This window comes from Streptomyces sp. NPDC012794, from assembly GCF_042901085.1.
Classification (GTDB): domain Bacteria; phylum Actinomycetota; class Actinomycetes; order Streptomycetales; family Streptomycetaceae; genus Streptomyces.
On the sequence record NZ_JBIBCI010000005.1, the window covers coordinates 128,411 to 145,060 of the forward strand.

Genomic DNA, 16,650 nt, shown 5'->3' on the forward strand with positions numbered 1-16,650 from the left:
CTTCTCTGTGGTGGTGACGGGGTGCGGGCAGCGGGCGCGCGGGGCGCGTCACTGCGCGTACTGGTAGAAGCGGGTGTGGTCGAGCAGCTCGGAGGGCCGCACCCGCCACGGGGACATGGGCTCGTCGAGGCTGATGACCCGGCCGTGCTGGGGGTCGGTGGCGGGCAGGGGCCGGCGCGGCTCGTAGCCGGATCCGGGATGCTCGCGCTGCCAGCGGGCCCAGACGAGGTCGATGAACGTGTGGTGGAGCCAGAAGACGGGGTCGTTGGGCGAGGTCCCGCCGGTCATCTGGCCGCCGACCCACAGGTGGACCCGGTTGTGGTTGTGCCAGCCCTCCTTCTCCCCCACGGTCCAGCCCTCCAGCTTGTTGCGGAAGCCCGCCGTGGTGGCGGTGGAGTCCCAGGGCGCGGAGTCGTACACCGGGTCGTCGACGGCCCGGGCGAGTTCGGCGGGCGTGGGCAGTGCGACCGGGTCGGCGGGGCGGCCGAAGTCGCGCATCAGGTACTTCTCCTCGGTGACGCCCACGTTCACCGGCCAGTCGCCCCGGTCGAAGGCGAACGGGCCGGTCATGACCCGGCGGTCGCCGGGGCGGCCGTTGCCGCCGAGGAAGTCGTCGGCCCACAGGCCCGAGGTGGGCGACTGGTCGGTGGTCCAGTCCCAGTAGGGCAGGGTCACCTTCGGGTCGACCTGCTGGAGGGCGCGTTCGAACTCCAGCAGGTACTGGCGGTGCCAGGGGAAGAAGGAGGGGGACATGTGCCCCACCCGCTGCCCGCCCTCGCCGTCGGAGACGAAGTACTGGCCGTGCAGCCGGACGAACTCGTCGTAGACGCCGCGTCGTTTCACCTCCAGGAGGGCCGCCACGAACCTCGCCCGCTCGTCGGCGTCCAGGTCCTTCTGGTTCTTGCGCGTGTACACGTGTGCTTGTTCCTCGCTCTGTCGGACGTCAGTGGTGGTGCAGCCGGGCCGTCGAGAGCTGCGCGGTGCCGATCTCGTCCACCGCCGCCCGCGCCACCTCCAGCGGGGTGGGGAAGGACTGGTAGTGGTTGACCAGGCTCAGGTAGCTGCCGTCGGCGCGGCGCATGACGTGCAGCGGACGGCCGTCGATGCTGACCTCGATGCCGGGGCCCGGGGCCGGGGCGCCGGCGTTCCGGGCGGAGGCGTAGCGCACGGGCGCCGGTCCGCCCTGGATGCGCCGGCCCCGGTACACCTCGTCGAAGCTGCCGGGGAGGGGGGCCGGCGCGGCGGCGGTGCCGGCCCCGGCGGGTGCGCCGGCCGGTGCGGGGGCGGGGTCGGCCAGGACGATCGGCGCGACGGCGGCGCTGGTGCCGACGACGGCGGCCGTGGTCAGGGCGGCCCGCATCATGTCCCTGCGGGTGATGGTGTTCATGCGCGCTGCTCCTGGAGTGCGGTGGCCGGTGCGGTGATGTCCTCGAGGACCGCCCGGACGATGTCGTCGGCCCGTTCGAGGACGGAGGGCATGCCGGAGGTGAAGAAGAGGGTCCCGGCGCCCATGTCGCCGATCGCGTGCATCCGCCGGTGGGGCCGGCCGGCGCCGACGGCCCGGCTGGTGGACGGTTCGATGTGCAGGCCGCCGTGCGGGTGGTACTCGCCGATGCCGTCCTCGACGAGCGAGTCGACGAACGGGCGGGCCTGCGCCGGGACCCGGTGGGAGGGCGCGCTGACGGCGTTGACGACGACGTCGCTCTCGTACTCCCCTCCGTCGGCCCCGATGTGGAAGCCGTCTCCGGCCAGGGGCTTGACGTTCCACAGGCCGCGCACGACGCGCAGGCCGCCCGCCTCGTCGAGCTCCAGCAGCTTGCGGGCGTTGGCCGGGGGCATCGGGCAGCACAGGCTCATCACGGCCCGGTAGTGGTGCTCCCGGATGAATTCCTGGTCGGCGGTGCGCAGCAGCGTCCAGGCGTCGGGGCCGCTCTCGGGGACGGCGTGCTGCATGACCCGCATGCCGGTGTCGGCCTCGTCGATGCGCTCGTACTGGCGGCGCAGCCGCTCCAGGGGGGCTTCGGTGCCCAGGGAGGACAGTTCGGCGACCACCGCGGAGGGGTCGGCGCCGTGTGCGGCCAGTTCCCGTTCCAGGAGTTCCAGTACGTCGTCCAGTGCGAGCCGGCCGTCGTGGTTCGCGGCGGCGCGGGCGTGCAGGGCGGCGGGGGTGAAGTGCCGGATCTCGGGGAAGACGGGGCGCTGCCGCACGGCGGGCAGGGCGCCGTTGCGGGAGGCCATGGTGATCCGGCCCCGGTGGCCGCGGGCGGCGAGGGAGACGACGGTGTCCACGGCCGCGAGGCCGGTGCCGAGGACGGTGACGTCGGCGGTCGCGGGTATCGCGGCGACCGTGGTGCGCAGCGGGTAGGGGTCGCCGAAGTAGCCCGGGCTGCCGTCGAGTCCGTAGTGGTCGGCGGGCCGGCCGGCGCCGACCGCGCAGACCACGTAGTCGAACGCGTGGGTGCGGCCGTCCCGGGTGGTCAGCACCACCTCCTCCCCAACCTCGCGGGCGGCGACGACCGCGTCGCGGACGATGCCGGTGGGCCAGCCGCCGAGGGAGAGCTCGCCGACGGCGTTCTCGGCGGTGCGTTCCAGGTAGCTGCCGAACACCCGGCGGGGCGGGAAATAACCGTCCGCGGCGTAATCGCCCTGCCCGTACGGGAGTCCGGAGGCGCGCAGCCAGTTCAGGAAGTCGTCGGGGTCTCCGGTGCGGGCGCTCATCTCCGCCGGGATGATGTTGGCGAGGACCGTGTCGGCGTCGTGCTGGTAGGCGCGGCCGCGCCACAGGGCGCCCGAGGGTTCGAAGACGGTGATCGAGCCCCGGCCGCGGCCCTGGGTGCGGGAGAGCCGGTCCAGCAGGCAGACGGCCGCGGCCCCTCCGCCGACCAGGCCGATGCGCGTCGGCGGGCGGTCGTTCGTGTCGATGGTCATGGTCACCCTTCGTGGAGAGGAGTCGGCGGGAGGGGCGCCCGCGGGGGCGCCGTCAGTGCGCGGGGGCGGGCTGCGGCTCGGCGGCGGCGGCCGTGGGGGCGGCGGCGGGGCGGCGGCGGGAGCTCGCGTAGAGCAGGCCGAGGCCGATCAGCGCCCAGACGACGAGCACCAGGACCGGGCCGCCGGCACCGGCGCCGTCGAAGGGGCCCGCGGTGCGCAGCAGGGTCGCGGCGGCCCCCGCCGGGAAGAACTGGCCGATCGAGCCCAGCGGCTGGGGCAGCATCTCCGGGGCCGAGGCCAGTCCGGAGAGCGGGTTGCCGACGACGAACATCAGGACGGCGCCGACGGCTATGCCGGGCGGGCCGATCAGCGAGCCGAGCCCGGTGATCAGGGAGACCATGGCCAGCTCCAGCAGGGCCACGATCCCGGCGTTGACGAAGTAGCCGCCCGGCGCCACCCCGCTGAGGTGGGTCAGCATCAGGGAGCTGAGGAGTCCGGAGGCGAGGGCGAAGCCGATGACGCCGAGGAACTTGGCGCCGGCGGCGCGCACCTTGAGGACGAAGAGCAGGGCGGCGATGACGGCGGTGATCAGCAGGGGCAGGAAGCCCATGGAAAGGCCCGCGCCGTGCGGGTCGTCGGGGTCCGCGGGCACCACGTCGGTGACGCGTACGGGGCCGCCGGCGAGTTCCTGCGCCTGCCCGGTCAGGGTCTGGGCGACGGTGGGCGAGGCGGCGGAGGCCAGGCGCAGTTCGAGTCCGCCGGCGGTGGGCAGCAGGGCCCCGTACGCCTTGCGGTCGCGCAGGGCGGCGTCGGCCTCCTCGACACCGGCGGCGGTCCCGACGTCGTAGGCGCCGGGAGCGGCCTCGCGCAGCCGGTCGGCGAGCTGCTCCGCGCTCTGGGGGGCGCCCGGTGCGGAGACGACCAGGACGGGCAGGTCCCGGGGGGCGGCGTGGGACGCCGACCACGAGAACCAGCCGCCGATGACGAACTGCACGATCGCGACGATGACGAGGATGGTGCGCGCTTCCGCGCGTGGTGAGGCGGTCGAACTCATGATTGCTTCCTGGGATCTGGTGCGGCAGGCAGGCGGGCGGCCGGGCGGGACCGGCCGGGCAGGCGGGCGGGCCGGGGCGCCGGGGCGCCGGCGGCTACTCGTCGAGCAGGTCGGGCTGTTCCGCCGTGATCTCGTCCCACATGATCTGGAAGCTGTAGCGGCCGAGCTGCTCGTCACCGAAGCCGTCCCGGGCCAGCAGGGCCTGCTCGTGGGACATCGGGACGGGGCGGCCCGCGGCGAGGGCCAGCAACTGCACCTGGGCGCAGCTCTCGTAGGTGAAGAACCAGTGGACGGCCTCCTCCAGGGAGCCGCCCACGGTGATCAGGCCGTGGTGGCGGAGCAGCATGGCGCGCTTGGCGCCGAGGCGGTCGGCGATGTCCTGGCCGTGTTCGATCCGGATGGCGGGGCCGTCGTAGTCGCCGTAGAGGACCTGGTCCTGGTAGAAGGCCGCGGACTCCTGGTCGTAGGGCTCCAGCAGCCGTTCGAGGGCGCCGAGGGCGCGGGCGTGGACGGTGTGGCCGTGCGCGATGGCGTCGGCCCCGGGCCGCTCGTGGATCTTCGAGTGGATGGTGAAGGCGCTGGGGTTGACCTTGCCGGTGCCGTCGACGACGCGGCCCGAGGAGTCGACGCGGATCAGGTCGGCGACGCGGACGCGGCTGAAGGAGACGCCGAAGGGGTTGACCCAGAAGGTGTCGAGGTCCTCGGGGTCGCGGACCGAGATGTGGCCGGATATCCCTTCGGCGTAGCCCGCCTTGCCGAACAGTCGCATGGCGGCGGCCAGTCGCCGCTTGCGGTGGCGGCGCTCCTCCTCGGCGGAGGCGAACACCGGGTCCGCGGGGATCGGCAGACCGGTGTGGGTGTCGGCGAGGAAGGCTTCGTGTGCGGTGGTGGACACGTCTTGTCTCCTGGATGGTCGGTTTCGGGCCTGCCGGCCCCTGCTCCCCCGGCCGCGCCGGGGCAGGGCGAAGCCTGGCGACGGGTCGGGGAAGGTGCGCCTAAACCCCTGGTCAGCTGGGGTGTGGCGGCTCGGGAGGGCATCAGCTCCTGCACCTGAATCCTGTCCCACGCCGGGGTGGTTTTTCGGCCTCCAAAGGCTCCGCACGGCTTCATAAGCGTGCGTTTCACGTTTGCGCAGCGGGCCTGATTACGGGCATAGCGGCACAGATCATGCCCGGCGGGGCCGTCGCGCTCCGGCGGGACCGGCGCGGGCGGTGTCAACGGGCCGTCAGGATGGGACCGGGCGGCGTCAACGACCCGTCAGGGGATGGACGCACGAGGCCGGATGCGGGCCCAGGCCGTCTCTTCCGGGTCTTGCCGGTCAAGCCCGCGGCGTCTGGTGCGGTGCCCCGCAAGGCGGAGGCACAGCGCGCGTACTGGACGTACTCGGCTGTGCCGACACAACGCGGCGAGGTGCCGTGCCAGGCGTCGCGGGTCTGGGGGCACCTCCCAGCGGTAGCTGGGGGAGCAAGATCCGGAAGAGACGGCCTAGCCTCGGTGGCGTGCCCCGGGACGCCTCCCCGCTGCCCGGGGCCCCGTCCGCCGCTCGTGGTTCCTCCAGGAGAAGACCTCATGTGTGTGTACTCGTACGAGGACGATCCCGAGCCGGAGGAACGCGTCCCGGCCGGACCCCTGTACGTACCGGTCCGGCCGGGAGGCGCGGAGGTGGTGGTACGCCTGTTCCGCACCCCGCTGGGCGCCCGTACCGCCGTCGGCTTCACCGGGCCGGACCGGCTCGCCGCCGTGCTGGGGGCCGGGCACCCCTGGATCCGGCTCTCGGAGGCGGCGCTGCGCGCGCTGGCCGAGCCGCTCGGGGTGACGCCGCTCACCGTCGACCCGGTCCTGACCGCTCCGGGGGTCACCCCGGCGCCGTCCGCCGCGCCCGCGGCGGCGCCCGCGGCGGCGGCCGCTGTGCCCGCTCCGCCGGCGCCCGCGTCCTCGCCGGCGCCCTCGGTGCCCGCGCCCCGGGCGTCGGGTTCCGCCGCGCGGACCGCCTGAAGGGGAGGGCGCCATGACCATCGCAGCCGTCCCCGAGGTGTCGGCGGGCGCTGGTGACCTGTCCGTCTGGCCCGCCTCCACGACCGTGCTCGCCCGCGGCGGCCTGGCCGTCGGCGGGGTGCCGCTGGCGGACGTCGCCGAACGGTTCGGGACCCCGGCGTACGTACTGGACGAGGGCGAGGTGCGCGCACGCTGCCGCGCCTACCGCGACGCCTTCCCCGGAGCCGCCGTCCTGTACGCCGCCAAGGCCTTCCTCTCCCGCGCGATGGTGCGCTGGGTCCGGGAGGAGGGCCTCGGCCTCGACGTGTGCTTCGCCGGGGAACTGGAACTCGCCGTGACCTCGGGGTTCCCCGCCGAGCGGATCGTGCTGCACGGCAACGCCAAGTCGCCCCGGGACATCGGGGCCGCGCTGCGGCTCGGCGTGGGGGGGGATCGTCATCGACAGCCCCTCCGAGATAGCCCGCATCGCCGCCGCCGTGGGACCCCGGGGCCGCCAGAGGGTCCTGGTGCGGGTGGTGCCGGGTGTCCGCGCCGGCGGCCACGCGAAGATCCGTACCGGTACGGAGGACCAGAAGTTCGGGCTGTCCGCCGCCGACGGCAGCGCCCGGCGGGCCGTCGACCGGATCCTGGCCCAGCCGCAGCTGGAACTCACCGGGCTGCACTGCCACATCGGTTCCCAGATCACCGCCGTCGGCCCCTGCCTGGTGGCGCTGCGCCGCATGGTGGAGCTGATGGCCGAGGTCCGCGACGCCCACGGGGCCGCCCTGCCCGAGCTGGACCTGGGCGGCGGGCACGGCATCGCGTACCGCCCCGGGGAACCGGCCCTGGACGTGGCCCCGCTGGCGCGCGGGCTGCGCACCGGCCTCGCCCGGGCCTGCGCCGCCGCCGCTCTGCCCGTGCCCCGGCTCGCGATCGAGCCGGGGCGGGCCGTCGTGGGTCCGGCCGGGGTCGCCCTGTACCGGGTGCTCGCGGTGAAACGCACCCGGGGCGACGTGTTCGTGGCCGTGGACGGCGGGATGAGCGACAACCCGCGGCCCGCCCTGTACGGGGTGCGGTACGCGCCCCGGCTGGCCGCCCGCGCCTCCACGGCCGGCCCCGGCACGGCCACCGTGGTCGGCCGGCACTGCGAGGCCGGTGACGTCCTCGCCGCCGGGGTTCCCCTGCCCGACGACGTCCACCCCGGCGACCTGCTCGCCGTACCGGTGGCCGGGGCCTACCAGCTGTCCATGGCCTCCGGGGACAACATGGTCGGCCGGCCGCCGGTGGTCGCGGTGCGCGGGGACGTGGCGCGGCTCCTCGTCAGGCGCGAGACCCTGGACGACTTCCGCAGCCGCGACATCGGGGATCAGCGTCCCGCGCCCGTGCCGTCGGGTCCGGTCCAGTCGAAGGTGATGTGCTTGCTGGACTGGCCCTCCCTGCTCCAGTGGAATCCGAAGGCGTCGGCCCGGTCCGTGGTCGAGCGGCCCCAGGTGGCGACCTGCCCCGGCCCGGTCTCCGAGCCCGGCAGGTTCGTCGACTGGACCCGCGCGCCCTCCGGGGTCGTGGGACCCGTGAGGGCCACCGCGCCGGCCTCGACCCGGCCGGGGACGGTGGCCCTCCAGCCGCCGAGGTCCTCGTCGACCTCGATGTGGACGGGGGCGAAGTCCAGGCCGCGCATCTCGGCGTCCATCATGGCCACCATCTCGGCCGGCCAGCTGCCCGCCCGGCCCCCGAAGATCATCTGCAGTGCCTGGCGCTGGGCCTCGTCGGCGCGCTCGTCGAGGAAGATCGCCGCGTACGTGTCACTGTGCTCCGCCCACACGTTCCCGACGAAGGAACCGAGCATCAGGACGTTCAGGCCGTCGAGCGTCACGTCACCGTAGTTGCCCTCGCGTATGTGCCAGGCGAGGACTCCGTCGCATTCGCCGTAGCTGGGCCGCTGCGCGAAGGAGCAGGGGCACGGAACATCACACCTGCACGTGTCGAACCAGTCCCCGGCCGCGTGCCAGGCCGGGACGGTCGCTGTGGTCTCGGACATCTCATCGCCTCCACGTGACCCCGCACCGGGCGGGCGTCGCGGAGGGCCCGCCATGTGCCGGGCGGACACCGCCGCCCGCGTTCGGCGGCACGGATCATCAGCTCGATTCTCCTCCTGCCGCCGCCCCGGCGGAAGCGGTCACCCCATCCGGCGCATCTCCATCTCCCCCATCGGCGGGCCCGGGTCCAGTCCCGGCAGCAGCCAGTCCTGGAAGGGGGCGAGGGCCGCCAGCACGAGGAAGACGAGGCCCACGGCCCAGGCCAGCCACGGGCCCTGCCGCCAGAGCTTCTCCAGGAAGATCACCGCGGCGACGGCCGCCATAGCGGCCACGTTCATCACCCCGAGCGGGATCATGACGATCATCAGGCCCCAGCAGCAGCCGACGCAGTACAGGCCGTGGTGCGCGCCGACCCGCAGGTCCTTGGCCCATCGCCGGTAGCGCGCGTACCGGGCGAGCTGGAACATCGGGTTGCGGCAGTGCCGCAGGCAGACCCGCTTCAGCGGGCCGAACTGCTGGAGCCCCGCGAGGAGGAAGGCGCCCGCGCCGATCCACCGCGCCGCCCCGGGAGCGGCCTCCACCAGGCGCCCGGTCACGGTCAGCGCCCCGTACACCAGCAGCCCGAAACCGGTCCAGGCCAGCAGGTAGCCGCTCACGAACTCGGCGGTGCGCAGTGCGCGGGCGGGGCCCGCCGAGCGGCGGCCGATGCCGCGCACCCAGGTGAGGGCCACGGGCGCCACCGAGGGCAGCATCATCGCCGCCATCATGACCACCCACAGCGCGAGGAAGAGCGGCAGCGCCATGCCCCTGCTGCCGGGCCCGGTCCCCATCCCCCGGGCCTGGCCGACCGTGGCCGCCCAGGCGAGTACGGCGATCAGCACCATCAGCGTCCAGCCCACCGCCAGCTCGCGCCCCGGCAGCAGGACTCCGGGCCGGTTCGGCGCGGGTGCGCCGGGACGGACGTGCGTCATGGTGCGCCTCCCGGGGGCGCGCGGTTGCCCGAGGACCCTCCCAGCTCAGCACAGAACCGGTGGTCCGGCGATCCCTGGTGCGGCCCGGCCGACCCCATGAGCGGAGCCACATCACTCCGCTAACATGTTCGAGCCAACAATCAACAGGTTGAAATATGAACATCGGCTGAAAATGATATCTGCGGTATCGCGCACGCTTGCGCGCATGGGCGGCGGAATCGAGTCCGGGGCTTGGCGTCGGCCACGGGTCGTTCTGTGGGCCGCGGTGAGCGTGACGGGCCTCGGATTCCTCGTCGCCCTGGAAATAGCCTCGCGCCATTACGGCGTGGCGGGTCCGATCACCGACCAGGCGCGAGAAGTGGTCTTCGCCCCGAGGTCGGGGACCGTGCTGTACGCGAGCATGGCCTTGATGATGGTCGTGCTCACCTGGCGGCAGCGGTTCATCGCGCTCGGCGCCGCGGTCGGCATCGACCTGGTCCTCTGGCTCGTACGGTGGGCGCTCGGCGCCGAGAACATGGCCGGCAGCGGCGCCCTGTGGGTGACCCTGGGCTGTGCCGTCTTCGCCGTCACGCGCCGCACCGGCCCCGAGCGCGCCCTGCTGCTGAAGGGCGCCGGACTGGCGCTGCTGCTGGTCACCGGCCGGAAGACCGGCTACGCCTGGCTGCTGATCACCTCGAAGACCCGCCCGATGGTGCTGGACCAGTACGTGGCGGCCGCCGATCACGCGCTCGGCAACCCGTCGTGGGTGGCCGGCCGGATCGTGGAGGCCACCGGCTCGGTCGGCCACCACGTGCTCGACTGGGTCTACATCCAGCTCGCGGTCGGCGCGGTCCTGGTCGCCCTGTACCAGCTGCGCCACGTGGCGGTGCAGCGCCGCTTCCCGGCCCACCACCTGGTGCGCACGTTCCTGGTGGTCGGCCTGCTCGGGCCGGGCATCTACATGGTCTTCCCGGTGGTCGGGCCGATCCTCGCCTACGGCGCCGACGGCGGCCAGTGGGCGGTGGCCAACCTGTGGCCGCACACGGCGCCCAGCCTCGGGACCCCGAGGCCGATGCTCTTCGACGAGATCACCCCGCGCAACTGCATGCCCAGCCTGCACACGGCGTGGGCCACCGCGATCTTCATCCACTCCCGCAAGGGTCCGTGGGCCCTGCGGTTCCTCGGCACCTTCTGGCTGATCGCCACGCTCGGCGCGACGCTGGGCTTCGGCTACCACTACGGAGCGGACATCGTCTCGGGCGTGGTCTTCACCCTCACGATCGAGGCGGCGCTGCGGGCACTCGCCCGCGGCTGGGACCGGCGGGCGACCCTGCTGGTCGGCTCCGGCACCGCGGTCTTCACCGCGCTGCTGGTGTCGTACCGCTACCTGTCGACGGAGATGGCCGGGCATCCGTGGGTGTTCGGTCCGCTGGTGCTCCTGGCGTCGGGTGCGGTCGTCTACGGCTACGTACGGACCACCCGGCTCTGGGACCGCCGGCCCGCGGCGGCGCCCCTGCCGGCCCCCCGCTCGCACGAACCCCAGCCCGAACTGGTCTGACCCGCCCGCACCGCCGCACCGCCCCGGCCGGGGGACCGCCCCCGGCCGGGGCGGTGCGCGCGGGCGGTCAGCGGCGGACCCTCGGCATGCCCAGGCCGATCCAGGAGATGATCTCGCGCTGGATCTCGTTGTTGCCGCCGCCGAAGGTGAAGATCACGGCGCTGCGGTAGCCCCGTTCCAGTTCGCCGTGCAGGACCGCGCCCGCGGAGCCGTCCTTGAGGGAGCCCGCCGCGCCGACGACCTCCATGAGCCAGGCGTACGCGTCCCTGCGCGCCTCCGAGCCGTACACCTTGACCGCGGAGGCGTCCTGCGGGGTGAGGGTTCCCGACTCGACGGCGCCCACCATCTGCCAGTTGAGCAGCTTCATCGCGTCGAGACGGGCGTGTGTGCGGGCGAGACGGCCGCGCACCCAGCACAGGTCGATCACGCGGCGCCCGTCGGCGAGCTTCGTCGCGGCGGCCCAGCGCTGGACGTCGTGCAGGGCTCGGACGGCCATGGTGCCGTGGGCGGCGAGGGTGACCCGCTCGTGGTTGAGCTGGTTGGTGATCAGGCGCCAGCCCTTGTTCTCCTGCCCGACGCGGCGGCTCGCGGGCACGCGGATGTCCTCGTAGTAGCTGGCGGTCGTGTCGTGCGAGGCGAGGGTGTTGATCAGGGTGCAGGAGTAGCCGGGGTCGGAGGTCGGCACGAGCAGCATGGTGATGCCCTTGTGCGCGGGGGCGTCCGGATCGGTGCGGACGGCGAGCCAGACCCAGTCGGCGGTGTCGCCGTTGGTGGTCCAGATCTTCTGGCCGTTGACCACGTAGGTCCCGCTCTCCTCGTCGCCCTCGCGGACGGCCTTGCACTTGAGGGCCGCCAGGTCGGTGCCGGCGTCGGGCTCGCTGTAGCCGATGGCGAAGTCGATCTCCCCCGAGAGGATCCGGGGGAGGAAGTACGCCTTCTGCTCGTCGGTGCCGAAGCGCATGAGGGTCGGGCCGACCGTGTTCAGGGCCATCAGCGGCAGCGGGACGACGGCCTGCGCGGCCTCGTCGAAGAAGATGAACTGCTCCATGGCCGACATCCCTCGGCCGCCGTACTCCTTCGGCCAGCCGACGCCGAGCCAGCCGTCCGCGCCGAGGCGGCGGATGGTCTCCCGGTAGAAGCGCTTCTGCGCCGCGGGGTCCTCGTAGCGGGCGTGGACGTCCTCCGGCACGAACTCGGCGAAGTAGGCGCGCAGCTCGGTGCGCAACTGCTGCTGCTCAGGCGTGTATTCGAGGTGCACGGCCCCTCCGGGAGTCTCGCGGTCGCGCCGGTCGCTGCGGTGGCGGCGGTCAGAGTAGAACCCGTTACAGGAATTGGGAAGGGCCGGGGCGGGCCCCGCGTCCACACGCGCCGGTAGGGTCACGCCCCATGAGAGACGCGGAGACGGTCGTGGCCGGCAGCGAGATCGTGGTGGAGTGCCCGGGGCTCACCCACCACCACACGGGAGACACCCCGGTTCCCCTGCGGCTCCGGCGGCGGATCGCCGACGGAACGTGGATCTTCGAAGTGGGCACACCGGTCGCCCAGGTGCCCCTGCTGGCCGGCACCGCGCGGGAGCAGGACGTACGCGACCTCGCGCTGGGGATCCTGGACGTCCTGGAGACCGACGGCGGGGAGCCCGACTTCCGGCTCTACGACGACGGCTACACCGAGGTGCGGGCGACGGTCGGCTACGGCCCCGAGCTCTACCTGGCGCTGGAGGCCACCTTCGACCTGGACCGGGACCGGGCCGGCACGGACCCGAACGGCTCGCCCCGGTACGCCAATCCCTTCGGCTGGTGCTTCGCGGAACTGGGCGGGATACCCGTGGCCGAGCCGGAGGCGCTGGGCGGGTTCGCGCGGGCGCTGCTGGCGGCGCTCGACGGCTGACGACGAGGCCCGCGCCCCGCGCGGACGCACCGCTCCCCCGCGCGGACACGCGGCTCCCGCGCGGCTGCGCGGCTCCGGCGGCGGTGTCAGGGCCGGCCCAGCGCCCCGATCATCGCCTCGGCCGTCGCCGCCATCGCCGTGCGGGCGGCGGTGAGGTACGGGCGGGGGTCGGCCGGGGTGAGGTGGGTGCGGATGGCCTCGGTCATGGCCAGGTTGAGGGCGGTGCCGATGTTGACCTTGCGGATCCCGCCGGCGACGGCGGCCGCGAGTTCCGCGTCGGGCAGGCCGGAGGAGCCGTGCAGCACCAACGGCACGTCAAGGGTCTTGGCGAGCCGCGCCAGCAGGGCGTGGTCGAGGGAGGCGGTGCGGCTGGTCATGGCGTGGCTGCTGCCGATGGCCACGGCCAGGGCGTCGACCCCGGAGTCGGCGACGAACCGCCGGGCCTCGTCCGGGTCGGTACGGGCCCCCGGCGCGTGCGGATCGAGCGGCGCGGCCCCGTTCTTGCCGCCGACCTCGCCGAGCTCCGCCTCGATCCACAGCCCGTTGGCGTGGGCCCAGTCGGCGGCGGACCGGGTCGACTCCAGGTTCTCGGCGTAAGGCAGGTGCGCGGCGTCGTACATCACGGACCCGAAGCCGGCGTCCGCGGCCCGCCGCAGCAGGTCGGGGCTCTTGACGTGGTCGAGGTGGAGGCCGACGGGCACCCGGGCGGCCTCCGCGCAGGCGGCGGCGGCCCGGGCGATGGGCAGCAGGGCTCCGCCGCGGAACTTCACGGCGTTCTCGCTGAGCTGCAGGATGACGGGCAGGCCGGTCCGTTCGGCGCCCTCGACCACGGCTTCGGCGTGTTCCAGGGTGATGATGTTGAAGGCGGCGACGGCGCCGCCGGCCGCTGCCGCCCCGGCGACGAGGGCCCCTGCGGCGGCGAGGCTCATCGGACCGCCTCCTCGCCCGCGGTGAGGATCACCGAGCGGGTGAGGTTGCGCGGGGCGTCGGGGTCGAGCCCCCGGTGCGCGGCGACGGCGACGGCGAGGCGCTGTGCCCGCACCAGCTCGGCGAGCGGGTCGAGTTCCCCGTCCACCCATTGCGCGCCGGTGCCCAGGACCTGCTCGGCGATCCCCTCGGGGGTGTCGCCCAGTGACCAGGTGACGGAGCCGGGGCCGGTGACGCTGACGGGCCCGTGCCGGTATTCCATCGCGGGATAGGCCTCGGCCCACGACAGCGATGCCTCGCGCATCTTCAGGGCGGCCTCGTGGGCCAGGCCCACGCTCCAGCCGCGTCCGAGGAAGGTGAACTGGCCGCGCGCTTCGAGGCCGTTGGGCAGGGGCAGTTCCAGGGCGGTGCGCGCGTCGGCGATCACGGCGGGGGTGTGGGCGCCGACGTGGGCGCGCAGCAGGGTGAGGGCGGTGGTGGCGAAGCGGGTCTGGACGACGGACCGTTCGTCGGCGAAGTCCAGTACGACGAGGTCGTCCGCGAGGGTCACGACCGGGGTGTCCGGGTCCCCGATGACGGCGGTGGTCGGGGTCCCGGACTCCCGCAGCCCGGCGAGGAGGTCCAGCACCTCGGTGGTGGTCCCCGACCGGGTGAGGGCGACGACCCGGTCGTAGCGGCGGTGGCGGGGGAACTCCGAGGCCGGGAAGGCGTCGGTCTCCCCGTGCCCGGCCTCCTCGCGCAGGGCGGCGGCGGCCTGGGCCATGTAGTACGAGGTCCCGCAGCCGACGACCGCGGTGCGCTCGCCGGGCCCGGGCAGCACCGCCCGGTGGGCCGGGGCCAGTTCGGCGGCCCGTTCCCAGCTGTCGGGCTGCGTGGCCAGCTCGTACGCGACGTGACTCATGCGGGCTCCTTGCGGGTCGGATGCGTCGGCCGGAACGCGGACCGGCCGGACTTCCCTGCGTGCTCCTGCGTGTCCTGGCTGTGTTGCGTGTTCCTGCAAGGTATCGGGCCGTTTCGCGCAACTTCAAGCATCTCCCCCGGTGATCCGCTGGGTTAATCTCGACGGCGGGCCGGCGGAGGCCCGGGGGACGACACGGGAGGGGCGCCATGACCCGCGAGGAACGCTGGCGGAGACTGCTGGACCTGTTGGTGGAACGCCACGGGCTGGAGGTGGAACCGGCCGCCGAGGCGCTCGGCGTGTCGGCGGCGACCATCCGCCGGGACCTCGATCAGCTCGCGGAGCAGCAGCTGCTCGTCCGCACGCGCGGCGGGGCGGTGCCGCACGGGGTCTCCTACGAACTCCCCCTGCGGTACCGCACCTCGCGCCGGGCCGCCGAGAAGCGCCGGATCAGCGAGGCGGTAGCGGCCCTGATCGCGCCGGGCGAGGTGATCGGGCTGACGGGCGGCACCACGACGACGGAGGTCGCCCGCGCCTTGGCGGCCCGCGCCGACCTCGCCGCGCCCGTCGGCGGCTCCCCCGCGCTCACCGTGGTCACCAACGCGCTCAACATCGCGGGCGAGCTGACGGTCCGACCCCAGTTCAAGATCGTCCTGACGGGCGGGGTGGCCCGCCCGCAGTCGTACGAACTGACCGGACCACTGGCCCAGCAGACGCTCGGTCAGCTGACCGTCGACACGGCCGTGGTCGGCGTCGACGCCTTCGACGCGGCCGACGGCGCGGCCACCCGCCACGAGGACGAGGCCGCGGTCAACGCCCTGCTGTGCGAACGGGCCCGCCGCCTGGTCGTGGCGGCGGACTCCACGAAGCTGGGCGTCCGCGCCTTCGCCCGGATCTGCGCCACCTCCGCCGTGGACGTCCTGGTGACGGACACCGCCCTGACGGACGCCGCCGCCCGGCCCTTCCGGGAGGCGGGCGTGGAGGTCGTACGCGTCTGACGCCGCGCCGGGCGTACCGCCCCCTCCGCTCAGCCCCGCCCCTCGAACCCCGCCAGCATCGCGCGCGGGTCGAAGGCGACCCGGATCCGCGCGATCCTGCCGTCCTCCACGTGCATCCAGTTCGCCGTCGGCGCCGGCGGCGCCACGGTGGTGTGCAGCTCGAACCAGGTGATCACCTCATCGCCTTCCGCCACCCGCGCCTTCACGTCGATCTTCTCCAGCACCTGGCCGATCCCCTTCAGCCCGGCCAGCGCCTCCTCCACCCCCGAGGCCGTCCCCAGCGGCCCGACGAAGTCGACGTCCTCGGCCACCAGCCCCCGCACGGTCTCGAAATCGCCCGCCTCCCAGGCGGTGAAGTAGGCCTCGGCAAGCTGTCGTGCGCTCTTCGTTGTCGTCATGCCCCCATCCTCCCGAGCACCGCGGCATCAGTCCAACAGATGATGATGATGGGATCTATCATCCCGGGATATGGAGATGCATCAGCTGCGCTACTTCGCCGCCGTGGTGGACGAGGGCACGTTCACCGGCGCCGCCCATCGCCTGCACGTCAGCCAATCCGGCATCAGCACCCAAGTGGCGAAACTGGAGCGCGAGTTGGGACAGCCCCTGCTCGACCGCTCCGGACGCCGGGTCCGCCTCACCCCCGCGGGCGAGGCCGTGCTCCCCCTCGCGAAGAACGCCCTCGCCACCCTCGACGCCATCCAGCACACCGCGGCCGAGTTCGCCGACGCCGTGCGCGGCCGCGTCCGGCTCGGCATGATCATGGGCTGCTCGATCCCGCCCTTCCTGGACACCGTCGCGGACCTCGGCCGCACCCACCCAGGCATCGAACTCAGCCTGCACGAGGGCCACTCCGACGACCTCCAGTCCCAGGTCCTCTCCGGCGCCCTCGACCTCGCCCTGATCGCCTACGCGGGCGAGGTCTCCCCCGGCCTGGAGTCGCACGTCGTCATCGACGAGCCGATCGCCGCATGCGTGCCGGCCGGGCACCCCCTCGACCGGGCGGAACCCCGACTGGCCGGCCTGCGGGGCGAGAAGGTCCTCTGCCTCTCCCGGGGCACCGGCATCCGTGCCGCCTACGAGGACTCCTGCCGCCGGCTCGGCCTGGACCCGCGCGTGGACATCGAGGCCAGCTCCCCGCTCACCCTGCTCCGCCTCGCCGAACGCGGCGCGGGCGTCGCCGTCCTCAGCACCTCCTCCGCCCAGGGCTCCGGCCTCCGGGCCGTCCCCCTCGCCGACGCCGCCACACACGCCCGGCTCGGCCTCATCGCCGGCCGCGACCAGCACTCCCCGTCCGTACGACTGCTGCGCGCCGGACTCCTCGCCGCACTGCGAGCCGCTTAGGCCCTGTCGTCAAAGCCCCGCCCGGCCCGCGGCGGCCGGCACCGCACCTCGCCGCGTTGTCGGGGCGCCCGAGTACGTCCAGTACTCGGGCGCCCC

The 16,650-nt window shown here is 73.9% G+C and carries 16 protein-coding genes and 1 pseudogene; 6 read left to right on the plus strand and 11 right to left on the minus strand.

Translation table 11 applies throughout. The features are described 5' to 3' along the window. Positions 1-48 precede the first annotated feature (48 nt). From ACFY7H_RS11430 to ACFY7H_RS11450, 5 genes are all read right to left on the minus strand, one after another. Positions 49-915: a tyrosinase family protein gene (locus ACFY7H_RS11430; protein WP_388936565.1), complete on the minus strand. Its 867-nt coding sequence runs from the start codon at positions 913-915 to the stop codon at positions 49-51. Between the two features lie 28 nt (positions 916-943). Then, positions 944-1,387, minus strand: a complete 444-nt coding sequence (locus tag ACFY7H_RS11435; RefSeq protein WP_388936568.1) for a tyrosinase family oxidase copper chaperone — start codon at positions 1,385-1,387, stop codon at positions 944-946. Then, positions 1,384-2,928, minus strand: a complete 1,545-nt coding sequence (locus ACFY7H_RS11440) for an FAD/NAD(P)-binding protein (RefSeq protein WP_388936570.1) — start codon at positions 2,926-2,928, stop codon at positions 1,384-1,386. The genes ACFY7H_RS11435 and ACFY7H_RS11440 overlap by 4 nt, the downstream gene beginning before the upstream one ends. Before the next feature lie 52 nt (positions 2,929-2,980). Further along, entirely contained in the window at positions 2,981-3,982 is a 1,002-nt protein-coding gene (locus ACFY7H_RS11445) for an ABC transporter permease (RefSeq protein WP_388936572.1), read from the minus strand. A 94-nt stretch (positions 3,983-4,076) separates the two neighbouring features. Next, positions 4,077-4,877, minus strand: a complete 801-nt coding sequence (locus ACFY7H_RS11450) for a class II aldolase/adducin family protein (RefSeq protein WP_388936575.1) — start codon at positions 4,875-4,877, stop codon at positions 4,077-4,079. 674 nt (positions 4,878-5,551) lie between these two features. Here ACFY7H_RS11450 and ACFY7H_RS11455 point away from each other — a divergent pair. After that, positions 5,552-5,977 (plus strand): SAV_915 family protein, encoded by a 426-nt coding sequence (locus ACFY7H_RS11455; protein ID WP_388936578.1) that lies wholly within the window; start codon positions 5,552-5,554, stop codon positions 5,975-5,977. A 13-nt stretch (positions 5,978-5,990) separates the two neighbouring features. After that, positions 5,991-7,320: pseudogene (lysA, locus tag ACFY7H_RS11460) on the plus strand (diaminopimelate decarboxylase); the annotation flags it as partial. A 2-nt stretch (positions 7,321-7,322) separates the two neighbouring features. On the opposite strand, the gene ACFY7H_RS11465 reads toward lysA, so the two are convergent. Beyond that, positions 7,323-7,994, minus strand: a complete 672-nt coding sequence (locus tag ACFY7H_RS11465; RefSeq protein WP_388937484.1) for a DUF1326 domain-containing protein — start codon at positions 7,992-7,994, stop codon at positions 7,323-7,325. A gap of 138 nt (positions 7,995-8,132) precedes the next feature. Further along, a complete protein-coding gene (locus ACFY7H_RS11470) occupies positions 8,133-8,963 on the minus strand; it encodes a DUF2182 domain-containing protein (protein ID WP_388936580.1) in 831 nt (276 codons plus the stop codon). Between the two features lie 205 nt (positions 8,964-9,168). On the opposite strand from ACFY7H_RS11470, the gene ACFY7H_RS11475 reads away from it, so the two are divergent. Further along, complete coding sequence (locus ACFY7H_RS11475) at positions 9,169-10,500, plus strand: phosphatase PAP2 family protein (RefSeq protein WP_388936583.1); 1,332 nt, start codon at positions 9,169-9,171, stop codon at positions 10,498-10,500. Positions 10,501-10,567: 67 nt separating this feature from the next. Here the strand turns inward: ACFY7H_RS11475 and ACFY7H_RS11480 are convergent, their stop codons facing one another. Next, a complete protein-coding gene (locus ACFY7H_RS11480) occupies positions 10,568-11,758 on the minus strand; it encodes an acyl-CoA dehydrogenase family protein (protein ID WP_388936587.1) in 1,191 nt (396 codons plus the stop codon). A 128-nt stretch (positions 11,759-11,886) separates the two neighbouring features. Between ACFY7H_RS11480 and ACFY7H_RS11485 the strand changes: the two genes are divergently transcribed. Further along, positions 11,887-12,387: a hypothetical protein gene (locus ACFY7H_RS11485; protein WP_388936590.1), complete on the plus strand. Its 501-nt coding sequence runs from the start codon at positions 11,887-11,889 to the stop codon at positions 12,385-12,387. A gap of 86 nt (positions 12,388-12,473) precedes the next feature. Here the strand turns inward: ACFY7H_RS11485 and ACFY7H_RS11490 are convergent, their stop codons facing one another. Further along, positions 12,474-13,316, minus strand: a complete 843-nt coding sequence (locus tag ACFY7H_RS11490) for a class II fructose-bisphosphate aldolase (RefSeq protein WP_388936592.1) — start codon at positions 13,314-13,316, stop codon at positions 12,474-12,476. Further along, positions 13,313-14,215 carry an SIS domain-containing protein gene (locus ACFY7H_RS11495; RefSeq protein WP_388936594.1) on the minus strand — a complete coding sequence of 301 codons (903 nt, stop codon included), beginning with the start codon at positions 14,213-14,215 and terminating at the stop codon, positions 13,313-13,315. Before ACFY7H_RS11495 ends, ACFY7H_RS11490 begins: the two co-directional genes overlap by 4 nt. Positions 14,216-14,421: 206 nt before the next feature. Between ACFY7H_RS11495 and ACFY7H_RS11500 the strand changes: the two genes are divergently transcribed. Continuing rightward, complete coding sequence (locus tag ACFY7H_RS11500) at positions 14,422-15,210, plus strand: DeoR/GlpR family DNA-binding transcription regulator (RefSeq protein WP_388936596.1); 789 nt, start codon at positions 14,422-14,424, stop codon at positions 15,208-15,210. Positions 15,211-15,239: 29 nt separating this feature from the next. On the opposite strand, the gene ACFY7H_RS11505 is transcribed toward ACFY7H_RS11500, so the two are convergent. After that, positions 15,240-15,608 carry a nuclear transport factor 2 family protein gene (locus ACFY7H_RS11505; protein WP_388936599.1) on the minus strand — a complete coding sequence of 123 codons (369 nt, stop codon included), beginning with the start codon at positions 15,606-15,608 and terminating at the stop codon, positions 15,240-15,242. A gap of 70 nt (positions 15,609-15,678) precedes the next feature. Here ACFY7H_RS11505 and ACFY7H_RS11510 point away from each other — a divergent pair, with 70 nt between their 5' ends. Further along, the gene (locus tag ACFY7H_RS11510; RefSeq protein WP_388936602.1) at positions 15,679-16,554 is read left to right on the plus strand and encodes a LysR family transcriptional regulator; all 876 of its coding nucleotides are present in this window, start codon (positions 15,679-15,681) and stop codon (positions 16,552-16,554) included. Positions 16,555-16,650: the final 96 nt, after the last annotated feature.

Excerpts from the sequence above, each read along its gene's own strand:
- ACFY7H_RS11495 (WP_388936594.1), bottom strand. The coding sequence starts at position 14,215 with ATGAGTCACGTCGCGTACGAGCTGGCCACGCAGCCCGACAGCTGGGAA.
- ACFY7H_RS11485 (WP_388936590.1), top strand. The coding sequence starts at position 11,887 with ATGAGAGACGCGGAGACGGTCGTGGCCGGCAGCGAGATCGTGGTGGAG.
- ACFY7H_RS11490 (WP_388936592.1), bottom strand. The coding sequence starts at position 13,316 with ATGAGCCTCGCCGCCGCAGGGGCCCTCGTCGCCGGGGCGGCAGCGGCC.
- ACFY7H_RS11455 (WP_388936578.1), top strand. The coding sequence starts at position 5,552 with ATGTGTGTGTACTCGTACGAGGACGATCCCGAGCCGGAGGAACGCGTC.
- ACFY7H_RS11470 (WP_388936580.1), bottom strand. The coding sequence starts at position 8,963 with ATGACGCACGTCCGTCCCGGCGCACCCGCGCCGAACCGGCCCGGAGTC.
- ACFY7H_RS11465 (WP_388937484.1), bottom strand. The coding sequence starts at position 7,994 with ATGTCCGAGACCACAGCGACCGTCCCGGCCTGGCACGCGGCCGGGGAC.
- ACFY7H_RS11475 (WP_388936583.1), top strand. The coding sequence starts at position 9,169 with ATGGGCGGCGGAATCGAGTCCGGGGCTTGGCGTCGGCCACGGGTCGTT.
- ACFY7H_RS11445 (WP_388936572.1), bottom strand. The coding sequence starts at position 3,982 with ATGAGTTCGACCGCCTCACCACGCGCGGAAGCGCGCACCATCCTCGTC.
- ACFY7H_RS11440 (WP_388936570.1), bottom strand. The coding sequence starts at position 2,928 with ATGACCATCGACACGAACGACCGCCCGCCGACGCGCATCGGCCTGGTC.
- ACFY7H_RS11505 (WP_388936599.1), bottom strand. The coding sequence starts at position 15,608 with ATGACGACAACGAAGAGCGCACGACAGCTTGCCGAGGCCTACTTCACC.
- ACFY7H_RS11435 (WP_388936568.1), bottom strand. The coding sequence starts at position 1,387 with ATGAACACCATCACCCGCAGGGACATGATGCGGGCCGCCCTGACCACG.
- ACFY7H_RS11510 (WP_388936602.1), top strand. The coding sequence starts at position 15,679 with ATGGAGATGCATCAGCTGCGCTACTTCGCCGCCGTGGTGGACGAGGGC.
- ACFY7H_RS11500 (WP_388936596.1), top strand. The coding sequence starts at position 14,422 with ATGACCCGCGAGGAACGCTGGCGGAGACTGCTGGACCTGTTGGTGGAA.